Annotated in this window: 12 protein-coding genes; 10 read left to right on the top strand and 2 right to left on the bottom strand. The window is 64.9% G+C overall.

Annotated elements, in window-relative coordinates; genetic code table 11:
• Positions 1-462 precede the first annotated feature (462 nt).
• Both ACNI3R_RS11950 and ACNI3R_RS11945 read left to right on the top strand, forming a co-directional pair.
• Positions 463-3,561, top strand: coding sequence for an HsdM family class I SAM-dependent methyltransferase (locus ACNI3R_RS11950; RefSeq protein WP_426183545.1), 3,099 nt, complete (start codon positions 463-465; stop codon positions 3,559-3,561).
• The gene (locus ACNI3R_RS11945) at positions 3,561-4,214 is read left to right on the top strand and encodes a hypothetical protein (RefSeq protein ID WP_426183543.1); all 654 of its coding nucleotides are present in this window, start codon (positions 3,561-3,563) and stop codon (positions 4,212-4,214) included. The genes ACNI3R_RS11950 and ACNI3R_RS11945 overlap by 1 nt, the downstream gene beginning before the upstream one ends.
• Before the next feature lie 107 nt (positions 4,215-4,321).
• Here the strand turns inward: ACNI3R_RS11945 and ACNI3R_RS11940 are convergent, their stop codons facing one another.
• On the bottom strand, positions 4,322-5,857 hold the full coding sequence (locus ACNI3R_RS11940; RefSeq protein WP_426183541.1) for a lipopolysaccharide biosynthesis protein: 1,536 nt from the start codon (positions 5,855-5,857) through the stop codon (positions 4,322-4,324).
• A gap of 193 nt (positions 5,858-6,050) precedes the next feature.
• Between ACNI3R_RS11940 and ACNI3R_RS11935 the strand changes: the two genes are divergently transcribed.
• Genes ACNI3R_RS11935 through zapE form a run of 3 tightly spaced genes read left to right on the top strand, consistent with a single transcriptional unit; the run spans position 6,051 to position 8,456 of the window.
• Positions 6,051-6,836: a succinate dehydrogenase iron-sulfur subunit gene (locus ACNI3R_RS11935; protein ID WP_426183539.1), complete on the top strand. Its 786-nt coding sequence runs from the start codon at positions 6,051-6,053 to the stop codon at positions 6,834-6,836.
• A gap of 43 nt (positions 6,837-6,879) precedes the next feature.
• Positions 6,880-7,329, top strand: coding sequence for a PaaI family thioesterase (locus tag ACNI3R_RS11930; protein ID WP_426183537.1), 450 nt, complete (start codon positions 6,880-6,882; stop codon positions 7,327-7,329).
• Entirely contained in the window at positions 7,326-8,456 is a 1,131-nt protein-coding gene (zapE, locus tag ACNI3R_RS11925) for a cell division protein ZapE (RefSeq protein WP_426183535.1), read from the top strand. Before ACNI3R_RS11930 ends, zapE begins: the two co-directional genes overlap by 4 nt.
• A gap of 6 nt (positions 8,457-8,462) precedes the next feature.
• Here zapE and ACNI3R_RS11920 read toward each other — a convergent pair whose 3' ends face one another.
• Complete coding sequence (locus ACNI3R_RS11920; RefSeq protein WP_426183533.1) at positions 8,463-11,393, bottom strand: CHAT domain-containing tetratricopeptide repeat protein; 2,931 nt, start codon at positions 11,391-11,393, stop codon at positions 8,463-8,465.
• A 304-nt stretch (positions 11,394-11,697) separates the two neighbouring features.
• Between ACNI3R_RS11920 and mdh the strand changes: the two genes are divergently transcribed.
• From mdh to lpdA, 5 genes are all read left to right on the top strand, one after another.
• The gene (gene mdh / locus ACNI3R_RS11915) at positions 11,698-12,660 is read left to right on the top strand and encodes a malate dehydrogenase (RefSeq protein WP_165324523.1); all 963 of its coding nucleotides are present in this window, start codon (positions 11,698-11,700) and stop codon (positions 12,658-12,660) included.
• Between the two features lie 51 nt (positions 12,661-12,711).
• Positions 12,712-13,596, top strand: coding sequence for a succinate--CoA ligase subunit alpha (gene sucD / locus ACNI3R_RS11910; protein WP_426183531.1), 885 nt, complete (start codon positions 12,712-12,714; stop codon positions 13,594-13,596).
• A 126-nt stretch (positions 13,597-13,722) separates the two neighbouring features.
• Positions 13,723-16,629, top strand: coding sequence for a 2-oxoglutarate dehydrogenase E1 component (locus ACNI3R_RS11905; protein ID WP_426183530.1), 2,907 nt, complete (start codon positions 13,723-13,725; stop codon positions 16,627-16,629).
• A gap of 1 nt (position 16,630) precedes the next feature.
• Positions 16,631-17,875, top strand: a complete 1,245-nt coding sequence (gene odhB / locus ACNI3R_RS11900; RefSeq protein ID WP_426183529.1) for a 2-oxoglutarate dehydrogenase complex dihydrolipoyllysine-residue succinyltransferase — start codon at positions 16,631-16,633, stop codon at positions 17,873-17,875.
• An 87-nt stretch (positions 17,876-17,962) separates the two neighbouring features.
• A complete protein-coding gene (gene lpdA, locus ACNI3R_RS11895; protein WP_426183527.1) occupies positions 17,963-19,354 on the top strand; it encodes a dihydrolipoyl dehydrogenase in 1,392 nt (463 codons plus the stop codon).
• The last annotated feature ends 32 nt before the right edge of the window (positions 19,355-19,386 follow it).

Here is a 19,386-nt window from a genome sequence, read left to right as displayed (position 1 = left end):
TCAAGGTCAGGTTCGGGAGTTACTGTCAATTTCAGTTGATGCCTTGCGGACGTGGCGGGCTGCCATCCCGGCTCTGGCTGCACGTAAGGGGCACGCTCCGAGTTTCACAGCGGGGGACGTCGTCGCGATTGCGATCGTGGCTGAACTGGTCAGAGATTTTGGTGTCCGCGTTAGCACGATTGGCGACCGTTTCGATGAACTGTTCAGGGAATGTCACGGCAAATCTTGGGTCTCGCTGGAAAACTGCGTTGCCCTAATCCAAGCTGATAGCGTCCGTCTCGTTGGCGCTGGTACGGCTGCGCGTTCGTCGCCTGACGCCTCCACCCTATGCATTCCTTGCGCACCCATCGTGTCGCGCTTGCGGTCGGCTCTTACGGCTGCCGAGGCCGATTTCGTTCAAGGATATGTGAAGTTCCCCCCCACAGCGATCAGCCCGCAAACCGAACGACGTGGAATACGAGCGTGACGACCACTAGGGCATCCTCATTAGCGCCGGAGTGGAAAGATCTCTTGGGGCTCACACACCGGCGCTCGCCTGAACTCTACGAGTCAGCCGAGGCCATTAGCGACGTGCCGCATGCGCCGGCTATCCGAGCCGCCCTCACCGAAATGGGCGTATCCGCGATCTTCTGTGTCCAAGGGGTCCCGACCGTCGCGATCTTGGAAGCCGATCACTACGACCGCGCCGCTATTATCAATCTTCACGGTGCACTCTGGAATCAGGGCCTAGCCAGCCTGTTGCTAGTTATCGCCGACGATACGCTTAGAGCGTTTTCGCTTGCCCGTACTCCGTTAAGCGATCCAGGTGACGCCTTCGAAACCCGCTGCCTTATTGATAGCCTCAGCCTGACGACCGACGCGCTGCAGTTTCAAAATCTTATTTATGGCGTGGAATCTGGACGCCTCTGGAACGACTACGGCGAGTATTTTCCTCCCAAAGAACGCATCGATCAGGTACTTCTCGACAATCTGAATGCGTCTCATGACCTTCTACAGAAATCCGCGCTCGCTCCCGATGCGGCCCAGGCGCTGCTCATGCAAGCGATGTTTATCGCCTACCTTGAGGACCGGGAGATTGTAACCCCCGCTTATTTTGCTGCCGTCTCCGAGAAGAGGGCGGAGAGTTTCTCGGCGCTGCTGGAAACCGGCGACGTTAATCTCTTCCGTTCCTTTTTCCGGACCCTCCACGCGGATTTCAATGGTGATCTGTTTGTCGCACCTTGTTCATTCGAGGCCACGGGCGAGGCGCCAGAAGTCACTGAGGCCCATCTCGCAATCGTTGCGCGGTTCCGGTCAGGCCGCGAAGAAATGGCGCGTTCCGGGCAGCAACGGTTCTGGGGCTATGACTTCCGGTACATCCCGATCGAACTCGTCAGCGCGGTCTACGATCGGTTCCTGGGTGAACGCGAGGCTGAACGCCGCGCCAACGGCGCCTACTACACGCCCATGTTTCTCGCCGACACTGTCGTTTCCCAAGCATGGGAGATGTTATCGGATACGACGAGGACGACAGGAAGCTTCCTTGACCCTGCCTGCGGTTCAGGCGTTTTCCTCGTTCGATCGTTCCAGCGGCTCTGCGAATACTGGCGCGCCAAGCACAAGACTCAGACGATCTCCTGGAAAACGCTGCTGTCCTTGCTAAGCCAAATCCATGGCTGGGATTTGAATGGCGGCGCCGTTCGGGTCGCGGTGTTTTCGCTCTACGTAGCTTTGCTGGAAGAAGTCTCGCCACGCGACATCCGCAAGCTCATCACTCGAGGGAAACTCCTCCCCGAACTTTGGGGCAAGAACCTCGTCTGCCGCGACTTCTTCGAAGTGTCACCCGACGGCGCCCGATACGAGGTCATTATTGGCAATCCGCCATGGACCAGCCGCCGCGGTTCGGCCCGTTCGTCTGTGCAGTGGAGTAAAAAAGCCGGCCATCCCATGCCCGGCGGCGAGGACGCCTGGGCATTCAGCTGGAAAGCGCTGTCGCATCTCGCTGACGGCGGGCTGATCGCGTTCCTGCTGCCGGCGATGGGATTTTTGCATAACCATGCCCAAAAGACGGTCGAAGCGCGTGATGCGTTCTTCCGGAAATCCCAAGTCCGTCGCGTCATCAACTTCGCCGACCTTCGCTTTCAGCTTTTTGAAAAAGCCCATCGTCCCACAGCTCTGATCATCTACGGCAGCGCGAATGCGGGTAATTTCCCGTATCGCTTCGATTACTGGGCGCCGAAGGCCGACCTTAACCTTCGTATTAAGCGTGTGATCACGCTTAGCAGCGCGGACAAGGCGTCGCTCGGAGTCGGCGCGGTTCTCGATAACCCTCTCATCTTCAAGCAGCGCCTTTGGATGCGCGAACCGGACGCCAAACTGTTCGGCTACCTCGCTCGACTTCCAAAGCTAGAGGGCTTCGTCTATGATTTTGGTGGCCTGAGCCGTCGCCGCGAAGAGCCGGGTGATCGCTGGGTAATCGGGCAAGGCTATCAGCCATTCAATGAAGACAGCGTTAGCGATGCGCCGCCACTCGAAAGCGCGTATGTCGGCCGACTGCCGGACCTCCCTATTGCGGACTATTCACGGCTAGCCCAGACTGTTGAAGGCTTAATGCCGGCCGCATCGTCAATGGTTCGTCGTCGCGGGTTCGAGGCCGGGTTTGATGGCTCGCGGATACTCATCCCGCGTGGGGTTGAGACGTCGCAGAACCGTCTTCGCGCCGCCTACTGCGATCAGCCTCTGACCTTCCAGCATATCTTCCAGGCGATCGTGGTGCCGGAGGGCGAGAGCGACCGGGCCAAGCTCCTGACCGCGATACTTAACAGTCGCATCGCGGTGTGGTACGCTTTTCACGGCACTGCTTCGTTCGGGTCGGATCGACCCGAAGTCCAGCAGGCCGACCTGCTCCGCTTGCCGTTCCCATCGCCCGACGATGTCCCGGATCGAGCCGCAGCAGCCGAGGCGGCCATTGAGTTGATCGCGATTGTGGACGGCGCACGCGAACGCTCCAGCGAGCCGTTCCCGATGCAGGTCGAGGACAGCGAGATCCTTCGGACGATCGACCGGCTAGCGTACCAATATTTTTGCCTGTCGCCCGATGAGATCGCGCTAATCGACGATACCGTCGACGCGATCCTTCCTGCGCTTCAGCCCCATGAAGGCCACTTCCCGAAACTCTGGGGCGCGCCTGACGAACCGCAACGCGCGCAATACGCTCAAACCTTGTCGGCGAGCCTCGCGGACTGGTTCAAAGGCAAGAAGATCGGTGCGCGCCTTGTCGCGCGCGGCGCCGACCTGGCGATCCTGCGCCTCCAACTAGGCGGTCATGAAGACTATGCCGAAGAGGCGGCCGGCGAGCTCAGCGACGTTCTCGAGCAGCTTGCCGCCCACATCCACAGGCCCCTCAACGGCAATTTCCAGCTCATGCCCGACCTGCGCGTTTTCGTCGGTAATTGCCTCTACCTCATCAAGCCTATGCAAACGCGTTTTTGGCTGCGCTCCACGGCGCTCGCCGACGCCGATGGAATAGCGCTCGACCTCCAGCAAGCTGCCACCGCGCCCCAGCAGCGGGGCGCGGCTTGATGCTGATCGGCGATGTGCAGGGATGGGTCGACAATTTCGTCTCGTTCGACGATCGCTTCATCGAGAGGATCGCGGCAGCGTGGCCAGAGTGCGTGGCGGTTCTTCCCGAACAGCCAGGGGAAGATGACATCACTATCAACCTCGTCGATCGCCTGACCAAGGATGCAGTGGTGCGTCGGTTATGCCATTGGGTCGAGTATCAGTTCGAGCCGTTCGGCCTAGCGGTTGACGGATCGAAATACAGCAAGGGCATCATAGACATCGCCGTACTCTTCGACTGGGATCGGGAGCGCTACTTGGCCTATGAGTGCAAGCGGCTCAATGTGATCAACGGCGGAAGCCGCAGTTCCCTGGCTACCGTGTACGTCACCCAGGGAATGATGCGTTTTCTCACCGAGCAGTATGCCGAGCAGCTGCCTGTGGGGTGCATGCTCGGTTACGTTCTCGACGGCGACGTAACCTTCGCTCGTTCTCGGATCGAAGTCGCTATCAGCAGTCATGTTCCTCTCGCGCTCGCGGAGGGACCCACACCCCTTGCGCCGATCGACGCTACTAAGCGCTTTCGAACAAGGCACAATCGACGCACTGGCTCACAGATCGAACTTCGCCATGCGCTATTTTCGAAGCCGTCATTGGCTGGGACAGATGCTTGAGGAAGGTGTCCGTTTTCCCGCTGACGCGGGAACGACTGATACCAGAGCGAAGCCGGAATCTATTTCAAGCATCAGATCAACATCAAGCTTACTCTCTTCCTAATCCCTCACACCAGCCTTAACCGCTCCGCCGTCTTCCCCAGCGCCAGCTTGTCCTCGCGCCCCAGCCCGAGCCTGCCCGACAGCCATATCCCGCCGGCCAGCAGCAGGACTCCGACCCCGATCCGCACCAGATGGTGGAACGGCGACAGCGCCTGCGACAGGGCCAATATCCCCGCGCCGACCAGGATCGACACGCCCGCCGTCCGCAGGAAGGGCGGGGCGAAGGGGTGGAGGCGGTCGTGGATCCAGAGTTGGGCCATGGGTGCCAACACCGAGATGGCGATGCCCGTCGAGACCGCGATCGCCATGCCGTTCATCCCGCCCTGCGGCAGCAGCAGCGCGCCGACGGCCAGCGCCGCTGCGAGGCCGATCGCGCTGCCGATCAGGGGATGGTGGTAGCGGCTGATAACCGACTGGATCGCGGCGGCCTGTCCGGCGACGGCCTCGATCAGGCGGGTGAAGGTGAGCAGGGCCAGCGCGAAGAAGGCGGGCTGGGCGGCCGAGCCGAACAAGGCGAGCAGCGCGCGGCCGCCGCCGGCGATGGTGCAGACGACCGGGGTCGCCACCGCGATCGTCAGCCGGGTGGCGAAGCCGTAGATTTCGAGGATGTGGCGGCGGTCGTGCCGCGCGGCTTCCGAGGCGAGCGGAGCCATCACATAGGAAAAGGCCTGGCGGATCAGCTGGACGCCGCTGGCCAGCTTGCGCGCGATGGCGAACAGGCCGGCCGCGCTCGCCCCGCCCGCGCCGGGGATGATCGCGTTGAGGATCAGCGGGGGGGCATCGGCGAACAGGCGGCTGACGATATTGCTGGGCAGCACGGCAAGACCCGCGAGCAGCGTCCGCATGGTCATTTCGGGATCGCGCTTGCCGCCGCCCTTCACGACCAGATCGAGGCGATAATAGCGCGCGAGCAGCCGGGTCGAGAAGAGGCAGGTCAGCGCGAGCGAGCAGAGATGCGCCATCAACAGGCCCAGCGTGTCGGCGCCGAGCAGGCAGAAGGCGGTGGCCGCGACCATCCGCATCACCTGTTCCCACATCACGCGCAGGCGGATTTCCGGCCCGAAGGCTTTGCGCGCGCGCAGGGCCGAGGTGGCGATCTCCAGATAGGCCCAGAGCGGCAGCGCCCAGGCGAACAGCGCGATGCCGGTCGCCAGCTTGTCGCGGTCCTTGGCGGCGACGTTCATCAACTCGGCGATGTGCTGCGCGGCAAGACTCGCGCCCAGCGCGATCAGCAGGCAGGGGATGAGGCCCAGCAGCATCGCCTTGCGCAACAGGCCCGCGCGCTCGGCATCGTCCTTAGCCTGGGGCACGACGCGCTGCAGCGCGCTGGTCATGCCGAGGTCGGCGAAATTCTCGATCAGGTTCACCGCCGACCATAGCACCATGTAGAGGCCATAGGTGGGCAGGCCGAACAGCCACACATAGAGAGGCTGCGAGATGATCTCGACCACCCCGCCCGCGCGGGCGAGCAGGGCGGTGCCGGCGCCCTTGGCGACCTGGCGGGAGCCTGGGGGCAGATCGGGCGCGGCGTCGGTGGACATTGCGGGCTTGTAGCGGTTCGCCCGACCCGTTCAAGGCCGGGTTCGTGGCGTTTTCGGGCGACAGGGGAGAGCCATGCTGCACCCGCCCCAAGGGGAAGATGGCGGCTTTCGGTCATATTTGTTTAGCTTGGGCGTTGAGCAGCGCGGATCAATTCGCTATCGCGCAACCCAATCAAGGCAGGGGTTTCGAGTCATGGCTGAGTTCTCTCTCCCGAAGAACAGCAAGATCCAGAAGAGCGGCAAGGTTCACAAGGCCGCCCCCGGAGCCAAGGACGTCAAATCGTTCAAGGTCTATCGCTACGATCCGGACAGCGGCGAGAACCCGCGTTACGACACGTTCGAGATCGATCTCGACGAGTGCGGCCCGATGGTGCTCGACGCGCTCATCAAGATGAAGAGCGAGCTGGACCCCTCGCTGACCTTCCGTCGCTCGTGCCGCGAGGGCATTTGCGGGTCCTGCTCGATGAACATGAACGGCAAGAACGGCCTCGCCTGCACGACCGCGATCGAGGATTGCAAGGGCGAGGTCCGCATCACCCCGCTGCCGCACATGGACGTGATCAAGGATCTCGTCCCCGACTTCACCCATTTCTATGCGCAATATGCGTCGATCCAGCCCTGGCTGAAGACGGTCACGCCGAACCCGTCGGGCAAGGAGCGGCTGCAGTCGCCGGAGGATCGGGCGAAGCTCGACGGCCTCTACGAGTGCATTCTGTGCGCATGCTGCTCGACCTCGTGCCCGAGCTACTGGTGGAACAGCGACAAGTTCCTCGGTCCGGCGATCCTGCTCCAGGCCTATCGCTGGCTGGCCGATAGCCGCGACGAGATGACCGGCGAGCGCCTCGACGAGCTCGAGGATCCGTTCCGCCTCTATCGCTGCCACACGATCATGAACTGCGCCAATGTCTGCCCCAAGGGCCTGAGCCCGGCCAAGGCGATCGGCGAGATCAAGAAGATGGTCGTCGAGCGCCAGCTCTGACGCCCGCGGCTCTGACGACGGCTGCCGGGATCGCCGCACGCTGATGGTGAACGAGACAAGCGCCTTCAGCGTCCGGCCCCATCCCGAGCTCGAAGGATGGCATCTGTGGCGCAGCCATGATGCCGTCCGCTTCAACACCTTGCTGGGCGAACTCGCGGTCCGCTGCGAGGGCGACGGGCGTGTCCGCCTGCGCATGCAGCCGCAGCAGCAGCTGTCGAACATGATCGGCGGTTTGCACGGCGGCGCTCTGCTGACCTTCATCGACGTCGCTTTGTTCGTCGGCCCGCTCGCCTGCGGCGACGACAAGGCGCTCGGCGGGGTGACCGTCGACCTGTCGACCCAGTTTGTGGGCGGCGCCGACCTGGCCCGCCCGATCGACCTGCTGCTCGAAACGGTGCGCGAGACGGGGCGGATGAAGTTCCTGCGCGGGGTCATCGATCAGGAGGGCGACATGATCGCCAGCTTCATCGCCACGGTGCGCAAGGCCCGATGACCTCTGTCCTTGCGCGCTACGAGGAGATGCTGGCGGCGGGCGAATTGCGCGCCGACCCCGACCAGCGTGAGACGATCGTCCGCCTCGATGCGCTCGCCCGCGCGCTGGAGGAGCGGCCGGCGAAGGGCAGCCTGCTGTGGCGGATGCTGCGCAAGGCACCGACGCCGGTGCGCGGCCTCTACATGTGGGGCGGGGTGGGGCGCGGCAAGTCCATGATGATGGACCTGTTCTTCGATTGCGTCCGGGTCGGCTCCAAGCGGCGCGTCCACTTCCACGAGTTCATGCTCGAAGTGCATGATCGTCTGCGGGGCGAGCGCGCCAAGGAAAAGGGCGATCCGATCCCGCCCGTCGTCGAGGCGATCGCGGCCGAGGCGAAGCTGCTCGCCTTCGACGAGATGGTCGTCAACAACATGGCCGATGCGGCGATCCTCAGCCGGCTGTTCACCGGGCTGATCGTCGATGCGGGCGTAACGGTGGTCACGACCTCGAACCGCCCGCCGAGCGACCTCTACAAGGACGGGCTCAACCGTCAGCTGTTTCTGCCCTTCATCGACCTGATCGAGCAGCGGCTCGACGTCCTCTCGCTCAACGGGCCGACCGACTACCGGCTCGAGCGGCTGGGCGGCTTTCCGGTCTGGTATGCGCCCGTTGGGCCGGAGGCGACCAAGGCGGTCGCGGACGCCTTCTTCCGCCTCACCGATTACCCGCCCGAGGACAAGGCGCATGTCCCGACGGCCGACATCGCGGTGCAGGGCGGGCGGACGCTGCACGTGCCGAAGAGCCTGAAGGGCGTTGCGGTCTTCTCGTTCAAGCGGCTCTGCGCCGAGGCGCGGGGGGCGGCCGACTATCTGGCGATCGCGCGCCACTATCACACGGTGATCATCGTCGGCATCCCGCTGATGACTCCGGAGAACCGCAACGAGGCGGCGCGCTTCAAGGTGCTGATCGATGCGCTCTACGAGCATAAGGTGAAGCTGCTGGCGACCGCTGCGGCCGAGCCCGAGGCGCTCTATCCCGATGGCGACGGCGCGTTCGAGTTCGAGCGAACCGTCTCGCGGCTGATGGAGATGCAGAGCGAGGATTATCTCGCCGCCGGCCACGGCCTCGACGAGCAGGCCACCGGCTAGAGGCTCTCAGCGCCCGACGAAGACGAAGGGTGCCCAGTTGACCGGCTGGTCTGCGCCGTCGAACGGCTTGCCATCGATCATCCGCAACATCGCCTTGCGCAGCGCCCCCGCCGGATCGGCGCCACGTCCATAGCGCTTGACCGTCTCGACCGACAGATAGGCCGCCGCATCGTCGCGGACCGCCCAGTGCGAGGCGAGCAGGTTGCGCCCGCCGGCGTAGAGGAAGGCGCGGGCAATGCCGGCGAGGCCGCTGTCGTCGCTGCCGCCGCCGGCTGCGGTGTTGCATGCCGACAGGATCACCCAGTCCGCCGATAGCCGCAGGCGCATGATCTCGCTCGCGGTCAGCAGCCCGTCGTCGGGCGCGGCGGGCGTCATCACCAGCGCGGGTTCGTCGAGCCCGTCGAGGTCGCCCGCCATGAGCCCGTGGGTGGCGAAGGCGAGCACGCTGGCGCGGCTCAGATCGGCTTCGCGCACCGCCGCTTCGGTCGCGAGCTTGCCGGTCAGAATCGACTGTTCCGGCGCGGCGAGCGCGAGCGCCACCGTGCGCAGTTCGGGTTCGGTCGCGGGCAGCGAAGGCAAGTCGCGGACCCTGCGCGCCATCTCGGCCGAACGATAGGCCATCGCGGTGCCGCTGGGCGCCAGATCGGGGGCTCCGACCGCGACGAAGCCGCGCAGTTCGCGCGGGCGCGCATCCCGGCGCGGCGCGGTCAGGCTGTGGAGCGACGGCAGCGTAACCAGCACATGATCGCGGACCAGCCAGCGGGCGCGGGCGAGCGAGGGAGCGTCCTGGCGCGGCGCGAGCAGCGCGAAGGGCAGGGTGGTCAGGCTGGCATTGCTCGCCATCAGCAGGCGGTGCTTGCCGGCCACGACCTTCCGGATCGAGACGGGAAACAGAATTTCGTGGAGACGCGCGGACGCCTCGAAGTCGAAGGCGCTGGTCGGCCGGCTATCGGCGAGCGCCGCGCGAGTCTGCGCCGCAAGGCCGCCCAGTCCGCCACGCAACCGTGCGACGAGGCCGGCAATCTCCTGCGTCGTCGTGGGGGAGGTGGTCATCGCCACGCCGTCGCTGCTGATCGCAAGCAGGGTCAGCCCGCGTTCTCCCGCTGCCGCGAGCAGCAACGCCTCGTCGCGTTGCAGAGCCCCGCGCGCCTGTTCGAGCGCGAGGGGAACCGCGCTGGCCGGCGCCGCCAGCTCCGGTGCCTGGGCCGCCAGCGCCGCGCTGCTCTCCGCCAGCCGCCCGGCCGCCGCCTTGCGCTGGAGCGCGACCTCGTCGATCAGCGCCTTGTCGGCACCCCGCCCGGCGAGGCGCAGTTGTCGGTCGAGCAGCGCTTCCAGTTCGATCGCCGCATCCTGCCGCTGGCGCAGCAACTCGCCGAGGCGCGGGTCGCCGGCTGCCGATCGGGCCAGCTCGTCACGCACCGCCCGCCCCGCCGAGCTGTCGAGCAGACGTTGGGCGAAACGGAAGGCGAGCGCCTCGTCGCCGGCCGCGACCGCCGCCTCGAGCGCCCAGCCATAAGCGGCGCGGATTTCGAGTTCGAGCCCCGAACGGCGGGCGCCGGTCGCGCGCAGGCGGGCGAGGCGTTCGTCGAGCATCTGGCCGGTCGCCTCGACCCGCCGCAGCCCGCCGGCGCGGTCGCCGCTGCGTATCTCTATCGCGGCGAGCCTCGCCTCGCCGGACAGAGTGGCAATGTCGTCCGCAGGGAAGGTCGTGGCGCGCAGATGTTGCGCCTCGCGCTGGGCCGCGGTCGCTGCTGCCATGTCGCCCTGGCGGAACAGCAAGCTTGCCAGCCGGTCGCGGCCGATGATCCGGTCGCGGTGGAAAGGAGGCAGCTTGGCGTCTCGCGCCGCGACGACTGCCCGCTCCATCGCGACCGCCTGCTGGAGGTCGCCGGACGCAGCGACGGCGTCGGCTTCGCCCTCGCGCGCGACCAGCGTGCGCTGCGCATCGGGACCCAGCGCCTTGGTCAGGATTTCACTCGCCTGGCGCGCGATAGCGGTCGCCTCCCGCGCCTTCCCCTGCGCTGTCAGGGCCTGCGACACCATCGCCATATAGCTGACGGCCTGCTGGCTCTGGCCGAAGCGGGCGACAGCGATATCCACCGCCTTCCGCGCGATTGCCTCCGCCTCTGCGGGGCGGCCCAGGGCGAGCAGGATACGGGCAAGCGTGTTGAGATTGATCGCGAGATAGGGGTGTCCCGGGGGCAGAATCGCTTCGAGCGTTTCCTGCGTGATGCGTGCCTGCTCGACGGCCTCTTCCAAGCGGCCCGACTGGAGCAGATAGGTCGGCAGGTTGGAGAAGCGCGGCGCTGCGTTGACCGGGATTTTCGCGTGGCGTCGGTCTTCCGCATTGGCCTTGCGGACCAGCTCGATCGCCCTGTCGAAATTGCCGAACTCGAACTCGGCATTGGCGAGGTTGGAATAAGCGGCGGCGACATTGCTGCTCGGTTCGCCCCGACTTGTCGCGATGCGCCATTCCAGCACCTCTGCCGCCAGCTTGCGCGCCTTGTCATGCTCGCTCAGCGTCATGAGAATGACGACCTGCCCATTGGCGAGTTCCATCCGCCTGTCGCGATAGGCAGCACCACCGGCGTCGAGCAATGTGCCCAGGCGCTCAGCGCGCGCGAGGGCGCCCTTGATGTCGCCCTGCAGATAATCGGCGGTGACCAGTTCGCCTTCGATCCATGCGAGCTCGGGATGACCCGGCGGGTAGAGGGTGGCGCCATAGGCGAGCACCTCTTCCCATGCTTTGCGGTAGGCGGCTGGATCGGCGCCCTCGTCGAGGTCGTCAGCCGCCTTCTTCATGCGGTCGAGCTTCGCCTTTTGAGCGATCGACGGGGTATCCGCCGACGGCTTCGCGATCGTCGAGCCGGCTCGCTCCGGAGCAAGCATGGCCGCCGACAGACTCGCGACTGCCGCCAGCAGCATATAAGCACGCATGGTCCACTCCCCCGTTTCCCCTAGGGATATCTACTTCAATTGGCAGGATGAGTCTCCCGCCACGGCACCGATGCAGTGGCGCGCCCGAGCGCCGGTGCACGGGCTCCTCTCTTGAAGGCGGGTACTCCAGCGGTGGCACCACCGAGCGCCCAAACGCAGCTTTGTCGCCTCTCCAAAAAACTTGTCCGCCATGCCCATGCAATAGTTGCCCCTTCGGGATCACGGAGCTAAGCGGGCGTCGCACTTCGGGCGTCCGCGTGCGCGCGGCCGCCTCCCTAAACGATCTTCATGTCGGAGGAGTCGGATGGCTCGTACTAAAATTGCGTTGATCGGTGCCGGCAATATCGGCGGTACGCTCGCTCACCTCGCCGCTTCCAAGGAACTCGGCGACGTCGTGCTGTTCGACGTGGTCGAAGGCGTTCCCCAGGGCAAGGCGCTCGATCTGTCGCAGTGCGCTCCGGTCGAAGGCTTCGACGCGAAGCTCAAGGGCACCAACGATTATGCCGACATCGCCGGCGCCGACGTCATCATCGTCACCGCCGGTGTCGCCCGCAAGCCGGGCATGAGCCGCGACGATCTTCTCGGCATCAACCTGAAGGTCATGAAGGCCGTCGGCGAGGGCATCAAGGCCAACGCGCCCGACGCTTTCGTCATCTGCATCACCAACCCGCTCGATGCGATGGTGTGGGCGCTGCGCGAATTCTCCGGCCTGCCGCACAACAAGGTCGTCGGCATGGCCGGCGTGCTCGATTCGGCGCGCTTCGCCCATTTCCTCGCCGAAGAGTTCGACGTGTCGGTGCAGGACGTCACCACCTTCGTGCTGGGCGGTCATGGCGACACGATGGTCCCGGTCGTCGAATATTCGACCGTTGCCGGTATCCCGATCCCCGATCTGATCAAGATGGGCTGGTCGACCAAGGAGCGCATCGACGCGATCGTGCAGCGCACCCGCAGCGGCGGCGGCGAGATCGTCGCCCTGCTGAAGACCGGTTCGGCCTTCTATGCGCCCGCCACCTCGGCGATCGCGATGGCCGAGAGCTATCTGAAGGACAAGAAGCGCGTCCTGCCGTGCGCCGCCTATCTGACCGGCCAATATGGCGTCGACGACCTCTATGTCGGCGTTCCGGTGATCATCGGCGCCAACGGCGTCGAGAAGATCGTCGAAATCGATCTGTCGGACGAGGCAAAGGCCAATCTGCAGGTGTCGGTCGACGCGGTGAAGGAACTGCTGGTCGCCTGCAAGGGCATCGACAGCTCGCTCGCCTAATCGATTTCAGGGACACGCCTCCCCAAGGCATAAGGAAGGTTCGACAGGCACATGAGTATCCTGGTCAACAAGAATACCAAGGTCATCACGCAGGGCATGACCGGCAACACCGGCACGTTCCACACCGAGCAGGCGCTGGCCTATGGCACGCAGATGGTCGGCGGCGTGACGCCGGGCAAGGGTGGCACCACCCATATCGGCCTGCCGAACTTCGACACCGTGCATGAGGCTGTCGCGGCCACCGGCGCCGACGCCAGTGTCATCTACGTGCCGCCGCCCTTCGCCGCCGACTCGATCCTCGAGGCGATCGACGCGGAAGTTCCGCTGATCGTCTGCATCACCGAGGGCATTCCCGTGATCGACATGATCCGGGTGAAGCGTGCCCTGCAGGGTTCCAAGTCGCGCCTGATCGGTCCGAACTGCCCGGGCGTCCTGACCCCTGACGAGTGCAAGATCGGCATCATGCCGGGCTCGATCTTCAAGAAGGGCTCCGTCGGAGTGGTGTCGCGCTCGGGCACGCTGACCTATGAAGCGGTGTTCCAGACCTCGGCCATCGGCCTGGGCCAGACCACTGCGGTCGGCATCGGCGGCGACCCGGTCAACGGCACCAATTTCATCGACGTCCTGGAGCTGTTCCTGGCCGACGACGAAACCAAGTCGATCATCATGATCGGCGAAATCGGCGGTTCCGCCGAAGAAGAAGCCGCGCAGTTCCTGCGTGACGAGGCCAAGCGCGGTCGCAAGAAGCCGATGGCTGGCTTCATCGCGGGTCGCACCGCGCCTCCGGGCCGTCGCATGGGCCATGCCGGTGCGATCGTCTCGGGCGGCCAGGGCGGCGCCGAGGACAAGATCGCGGCCATGGAAGCGGCCGGGATCAAGGTCGCGGCCAGCCCGTCCGAACTGGGCACGACCCTGGCGGAAGTGCTCAAGGGCTAATATAGGACTGCCTCCGCCTTCGGGCGGGGGAGGCGTTTCACGCCTCGTTCATTTAACGACAGTATCAACCCACATTGCTGTGCTTCGGGCCTAAGTCCCGGGGTGGGTGCAGACAAGGATGGTGAGATGGGTATCGAAGGCGTCGGTTTCGACGGACCGGAGGGAGTCAGTGCTTCCTTCGTAGAATCGCTCTATCGGCAGTATCGCGCCGACAAGGCAAGCGTGCAGCCAGACTGGCAGGCATATTTCGCGACAGTGGAAGCCGATGTGTCGGGTCCCAGCTGGGCCCGGTCCAACTGGCCTCCGTCGACGACCGACTCGCTGACCGCAGCGCTCGATCCGACCCAGATGACCGTGCCGCCGAAGCCCGCCAAGGGCGCCCCGGCCCCGGTCGCGGCGCCGGTTTCGCCGGGGCTCAGCCAGGCCGAGATCGAACGGCGTACGCTCGACTCGATCCGCGCCATCATGCTGATCCGCACTTATCGCGTGCGCGGCCATCTGCTCGCCAATCTCGATCCGCTCGGCCTCTCGCAGCGCGAGGAGACCGAGGATCTGAGTCCGGCCTGGCATGGCTTCACCGAAGCCGACATGGACCGCGAGGTCTATATCGCCGGCTTCCTGGGGCTTGAGCGCGTGACCGTCCGCGAGCTGATCGCCATTCTCCGCAAGAATTACTGCGGCAATGTCGGCATCGAATATATGCACATCAGCGACGTCGAAGAGCGTCGCTTCCTGCAGGCTCGCATCGAAGGCAAGGACGCCGAGATCAGCTTCACGCCCGAGGGCAAGAAGGCGATTCTCAACAAGGTGATCCATGCCGAGCAGTGGGAGAAGTTCCTCGGCCGCAAATATGTCGGCACGAAGCGCTTCGGCCTCGATGGCGGTGAGTCGATGATCCCCGCGCTCGAAGCGGTGATCAAATATGCCGGCGCTTACGGCGTGAACGAGGTCGTGATCGGCATGGCCCATCGCGGCCGTCTGAATGTGCTCTCCAACGTCATGGAGAAGCCCTATCGCGCGATCTTCAACGAATTTGCCGGTGGTTCGTCCAACCCCGCCGATGTCGGCGGCTCGGGCGACGTCAAATATCACCTCGGGACATCGACCGACCGCGAGTTCGACGGCAACAAGGTCCACCTGAGCCTGGCGCCGAACCCGTCCCACCTGGAGTGTGTCAATCCGGTCGTTCTGGGCAAGGCGCGCGCCAAACAGACCAAGGTCGACGATCTCGAGCGTTCGCGGGTCCTGCCGATCCTGCTGCACGGCGATGCCGCCTTCGCGGGTCAGGGCATCATCATGGAGTGCTTCGGCTTCTCCGGCCTGCGCGGCTACAACACCGGCGGCACGATCCACTTCGTGATCAACAACCAGGTGGGCTTCACCACCTCGCCGCAGTTCGCCCGCTCGTCGCCTTATCCGTCGGACATCGCCAAGATGGTCCAGGCGCCGATCCTCCACGTCAATGGCGACGATCCCGAAGCCGTGACCTGGGCCTGCAAGGTAGCGACCGAGTTCCGCCAGACCTTCAAGCGCGACGTCGTGATCGACATGTGGTGCTACCGCCGCTTCGGCCATAACGAAGGCGACGAGCCGGGCTTCACCCAGCCACTGATGTATGAGGAGATCCGCAAGCATCCGCCGGTCAGCGCGCTTTACAGCGCGCGTCTGGTGGAAGAAGGCGTGATCGACGCCGACTGGACGCCGCAGACCGAGGGAGAGTTCGTCGCTCAGCTCGAGGCCGAGTTCGAGGCGGGCAAGAGCTACAAGGTCAACAAGGCCGACTGGTTCGAGGGCGACTGGACCGGCTTCGCGGAGCCGCGCGAAGCAATCACCGAGCGTCGCGCCGCGGTGACCGGTATCAGCGCCGACAGGATCGGCGAACTGGCCAAGCAGCTGACCACTGTTCCCGAGGGATTGTCGATCCACAAGACGCTGGCGCGCATCCTCGATGCCAAGAAGGAAATGTTCGAGTCCGGCAAGGGCTTCGACTGGGCGACGGCGGAGGCGCTCGCTTTCGGCTCGTTGCTGCGCGACGGTTATGGCGTGCGTCTGTCGGGCCAGGATTCGGGCCGTGGTACGTTCAGCCACCGTCACGCCGTCTGGGTCGACCAGAAGGATGGGCACAAGTATATCCCGCTGTCCGCGATGGACCGGCGTTTCCAGGTGCTCGACAGCCCGCTGTCGGAATTCGGCGTGCTGGGCTTCGAATATGGCTATGCATCGGCGGCGCCGAACACGCTGGTCATGTGGGAGGCGCAGTTCGGCGACTTCGCCAATGGCGCGCAGGTCATCATCGATCAGTTCATCTCGTCCGGTGAGGCGAAGTGGCTGCGCGTGAACGGCCTCGTGATGCTGCTGCCGCACGGCTATGAAGGGCAGGGGCCGGAGCACAGCTCAGCACGCCTCGAGCGCTATCTGCAGCTGTGCGCGGAAGACAATATGCAGGTCGCCAACTGCACCACGCCGGCCAATTATTTCCATATTCTGCGCCGGCAGATGGTTCGCCAGTTCCGCAAGCCGCTGATCATCATGACGCCGAAGTCCCTGCTCCGCCACAAGTCGGCGGTGTCGACGGTCGAGGAGATGATGGGCGAGAGCCGGTTCCAGCGCGTTTTGCGCGATGCCAACCCGCCGGCCGATGCCGACGTGCGTCGGGTCGTGCTCGTGTCGGGCAAGCTCTATTATGAGCTGGCCGAAGCGCGCGATGCAGCGGGCGACAAGAACACGATGATCCTGCGCCTCGAGCAGCTCTATCCGTTCCCGGCGGATGCGCTGATCAGCTTCTTCAGCCGGATGCCCAACCTCGAAACCGTGGTGTGGGCACAGGAAGAGCCGAAGAACCAGGGCGCCTGGACCTTCGTCGAGCATTATATCGAGAAGGTTCTCATCGAAAATGGGGGCGTACCGAAGCGTCCCGTCTATGCGGGCCGCAAGGCCGCCGCAGCGACGGCGACCGGCCTCGCCCGCAACCATGCCGTCCAGCAGGCGGCACTGATCGCCGACGCGCTCGGCCACGAATCGAAGGGTAAGTAAGATGGCTACCGATGTGGTTGTTCCGACGCTCGGTGAATCGATCACCGAGGCGACGCTGGGCCAGTGGCTCAAGAAGCCGGGCGAGGTGGTGAAGGCCGACGAACCGATTGCGAGCCTCGAGACCGATAAGGTCGCGGTCGAAGTGCCGTCGCCCGTCGCGGGCGTTATGGGCGAACTGGTCGTCGCCGAGGGCGACACGGTCAATGTCGGCGCGGTCATCGCGCGGGTCGTTGAAGGCGCCACCGCCGCGACGGCCGCAACCCCGGCGGTCGAAGATCAGACTGCGGTCGGCAAGGCCGAGGCGGCTGCCCCGGCGGAGCCCGCTGCGGCCCCGGCCGACGAGGAACCGGGCGATCCGGTGACGCTGTCGCCGTCGGTTCGCCGCGCCGTGCTCGAATATGGCGTCGACCCGACCAAGATCAGGGGCACCGGCAAAGATGGCCGCCTGACCAAGGACGATGTCGTCGCCGCCGCGAAGAGCCAGCCCAAGGCCGCCCCCGTCGCCCCGGCGCCGGTCGCCGCTGTTGCTGTCTCGTCGGCTGGTGGCCGCAAGGAAGAGCGCGTCCGCATGACCCGCCTGCGCCAGACGGTCGCGAGCCGTCTGAAGGAAGCGCAGAACACGGCGGCGATGCTGACCACCTTCAACGACGTCGACATGACGGCGGTGATCGAGGCGCGCGCCAAGTACAAGGACCTGTTCGAGAAGAAGCACGGCGTTCGCCTGGGCTTCATGGGCTTCTTCGTGAAGGCCGCCTGCATGGCGCTGCGCGACGTGCCCGCCGTCAACGCTTCGATCGAGGGCGACGAGATCGTCTATCGCGATTATGTCGACGTGTCGGTCGCCGTGTCGGCGCCGAACGGTCTGGTCGTTCCGGTGATCCGCGACGCGCAGACCCTGTCGGTGGCGGAGATCGAGAAGACCATCGGCGACTTCGGCACCCGCGCAAAGGCCGGCACGCTGAAGCTGGAAGAGATGAAGGGCGGTACCTTCACCATTTCCAATGGTGGCGTCTTCGGCTCGCTGATGTCGACCCCGATCATCAATCCGCCGCAGTCGGGCGTGCTCGGCCTGCACCGGATCGAGGATCGGCCGGTCGTCCGTGACGGTCAGATCGTCGCTCGTCCGATGATGTATCTCGCGCTCAGCTATGATCATCGCCTGATCGACGGTCGCGAGGCGGTCACTTTTCTCGTCGCGCTCAAGAACGCGATCGAGGATCCGACCCGTCTGCTGATCGACCTCTAAGCGTCATCGTCGCCCCGGCCGTGAGGCCGGGGCCTCTTCCTGCCCAATGGGCGGGGGGAGGCCGGCGCGGCGAATAAGGAAATGACAATGTCCGATTATGATTTCGACGTGATCGTCATTGGCGCCGGCCCCGGCGGCTATGTCGCGGCGATCCGTGCGGCCCAGCTCGGCCTCAAGACAGCTTGCGCCGAGAGCCGCGAGACGCTCGGCGGCACCTGCCTCAACGTCGGCTGCATCCCGTCCAAGGCGATGCTGCACGCCTCCGAACTGTATGAGGAAGCCGCCAGCGGCAAGCTGGCCAAGCTCGGCATCAAGACCCAGGTCGAACTCGATCTCGACACGATGCACGCCCAGCGCCGCGAAGCGGTCAAGAGCCTCACCGGCGGCATCGAATATCTGTTCAAGAAGAACAAGGTCGAGTGGCTGAAGGGCCGGGCGTCTTTCGCCGGCAAGGACAGCGTCGAGATCGCGGGCAAGACCTATCGTGCGAAGAACATCGTGATCGCGACGGGCTCCAGCGTCACCCCGCTGCCGGGCGTCGAGATCGACGAGAAGATCGTGGTGTCCTCCACTGGCGCGCTCGAACTGCCCAAGGTCCCCGGTCATATGGTCGTGATCGGCGGCGGCGTTATCGGACTCGAGCTCGGCTCGGTCTGGAAGCGGCTCGGCGCCAAGGTCACGGTGGTCGAATATCTCGATCAGCTGTTGCCGGGCATGGATGGCGACATCCGCAAGGAAGCCGCCAAGATCTTCAAGAAGCAGGGCATGGAGTTCAAGCTCTCCACCAAGGTGACAGGTGTCGCCGTGAAGGGCGAGAAGGCGACCGTCACGGTCGAACCGGCGGCCGGCGGCGCTGCCGAGACGCTGGAGGCCGATGTGGTGCTGGTGTCGATCGGGCGGCGCCCGAACACCGAAGGGCTCGCGCTCGAGCGTGCCGGCCTCGCCACCAACAAGCGCGGGCAGATCGAGATCGATCATGACTTCGCGACCGGCGTTCCGGGCATCTGGGCGATCGGCGACGTCGTGCCCGGCCCGATGCTCGCCCACAAGGCCGAGGACGAGGGCATTGCCGTCGCCGAGAATATCGCGGGCCTGACCGGCATCGTGAATCACGATGTGATTCCCGGCGTCGTATACACCATGCCCGAGTTCGCCGGCGTGGGCCTGACCGAGGAAGAGGCGAAGGCCCGCGGCGAGATCAAGGTCGGCAAGTTCCCGATGCTCGCCAATTCGCGCGCCAAGACCAATCATGAGCCCGATGGCTTCGTGAAGGTGATCGCCGACGCGAAGACCGACAAGGTGCTGGGCGTCCACATCATCGCCTCGGTCGGCGGCACGATGATCGCGCAGGCCGCCCAGGCAATGGAGTTCGGCGCGACCAGCGAGGACATCGCCTATACCTGCCATGCGCACCCGACCCATTCGGAAGCGCTTAAGGAAGCCGCCATGGCGGTGACGGGCAAGCCGATCCACATCTGATCGAAGCCGGCTTGGTGATAAGAAAAGGGCCA

The sequence above is a fragment of the Rhizorhabdus antheiae genome (genome assembly GCF_049889055.1).
Lineage (GTDB): Bacteria > Pseudomonadota > Alphaproteobacteria > Sphingomonadales > Sphingomonadaceae > Rhizorhabdus.
Note: the sequence above shows the minus strand (reverse complement) of the source record. Positions and strands in the feature narration are given on the sequence as shown.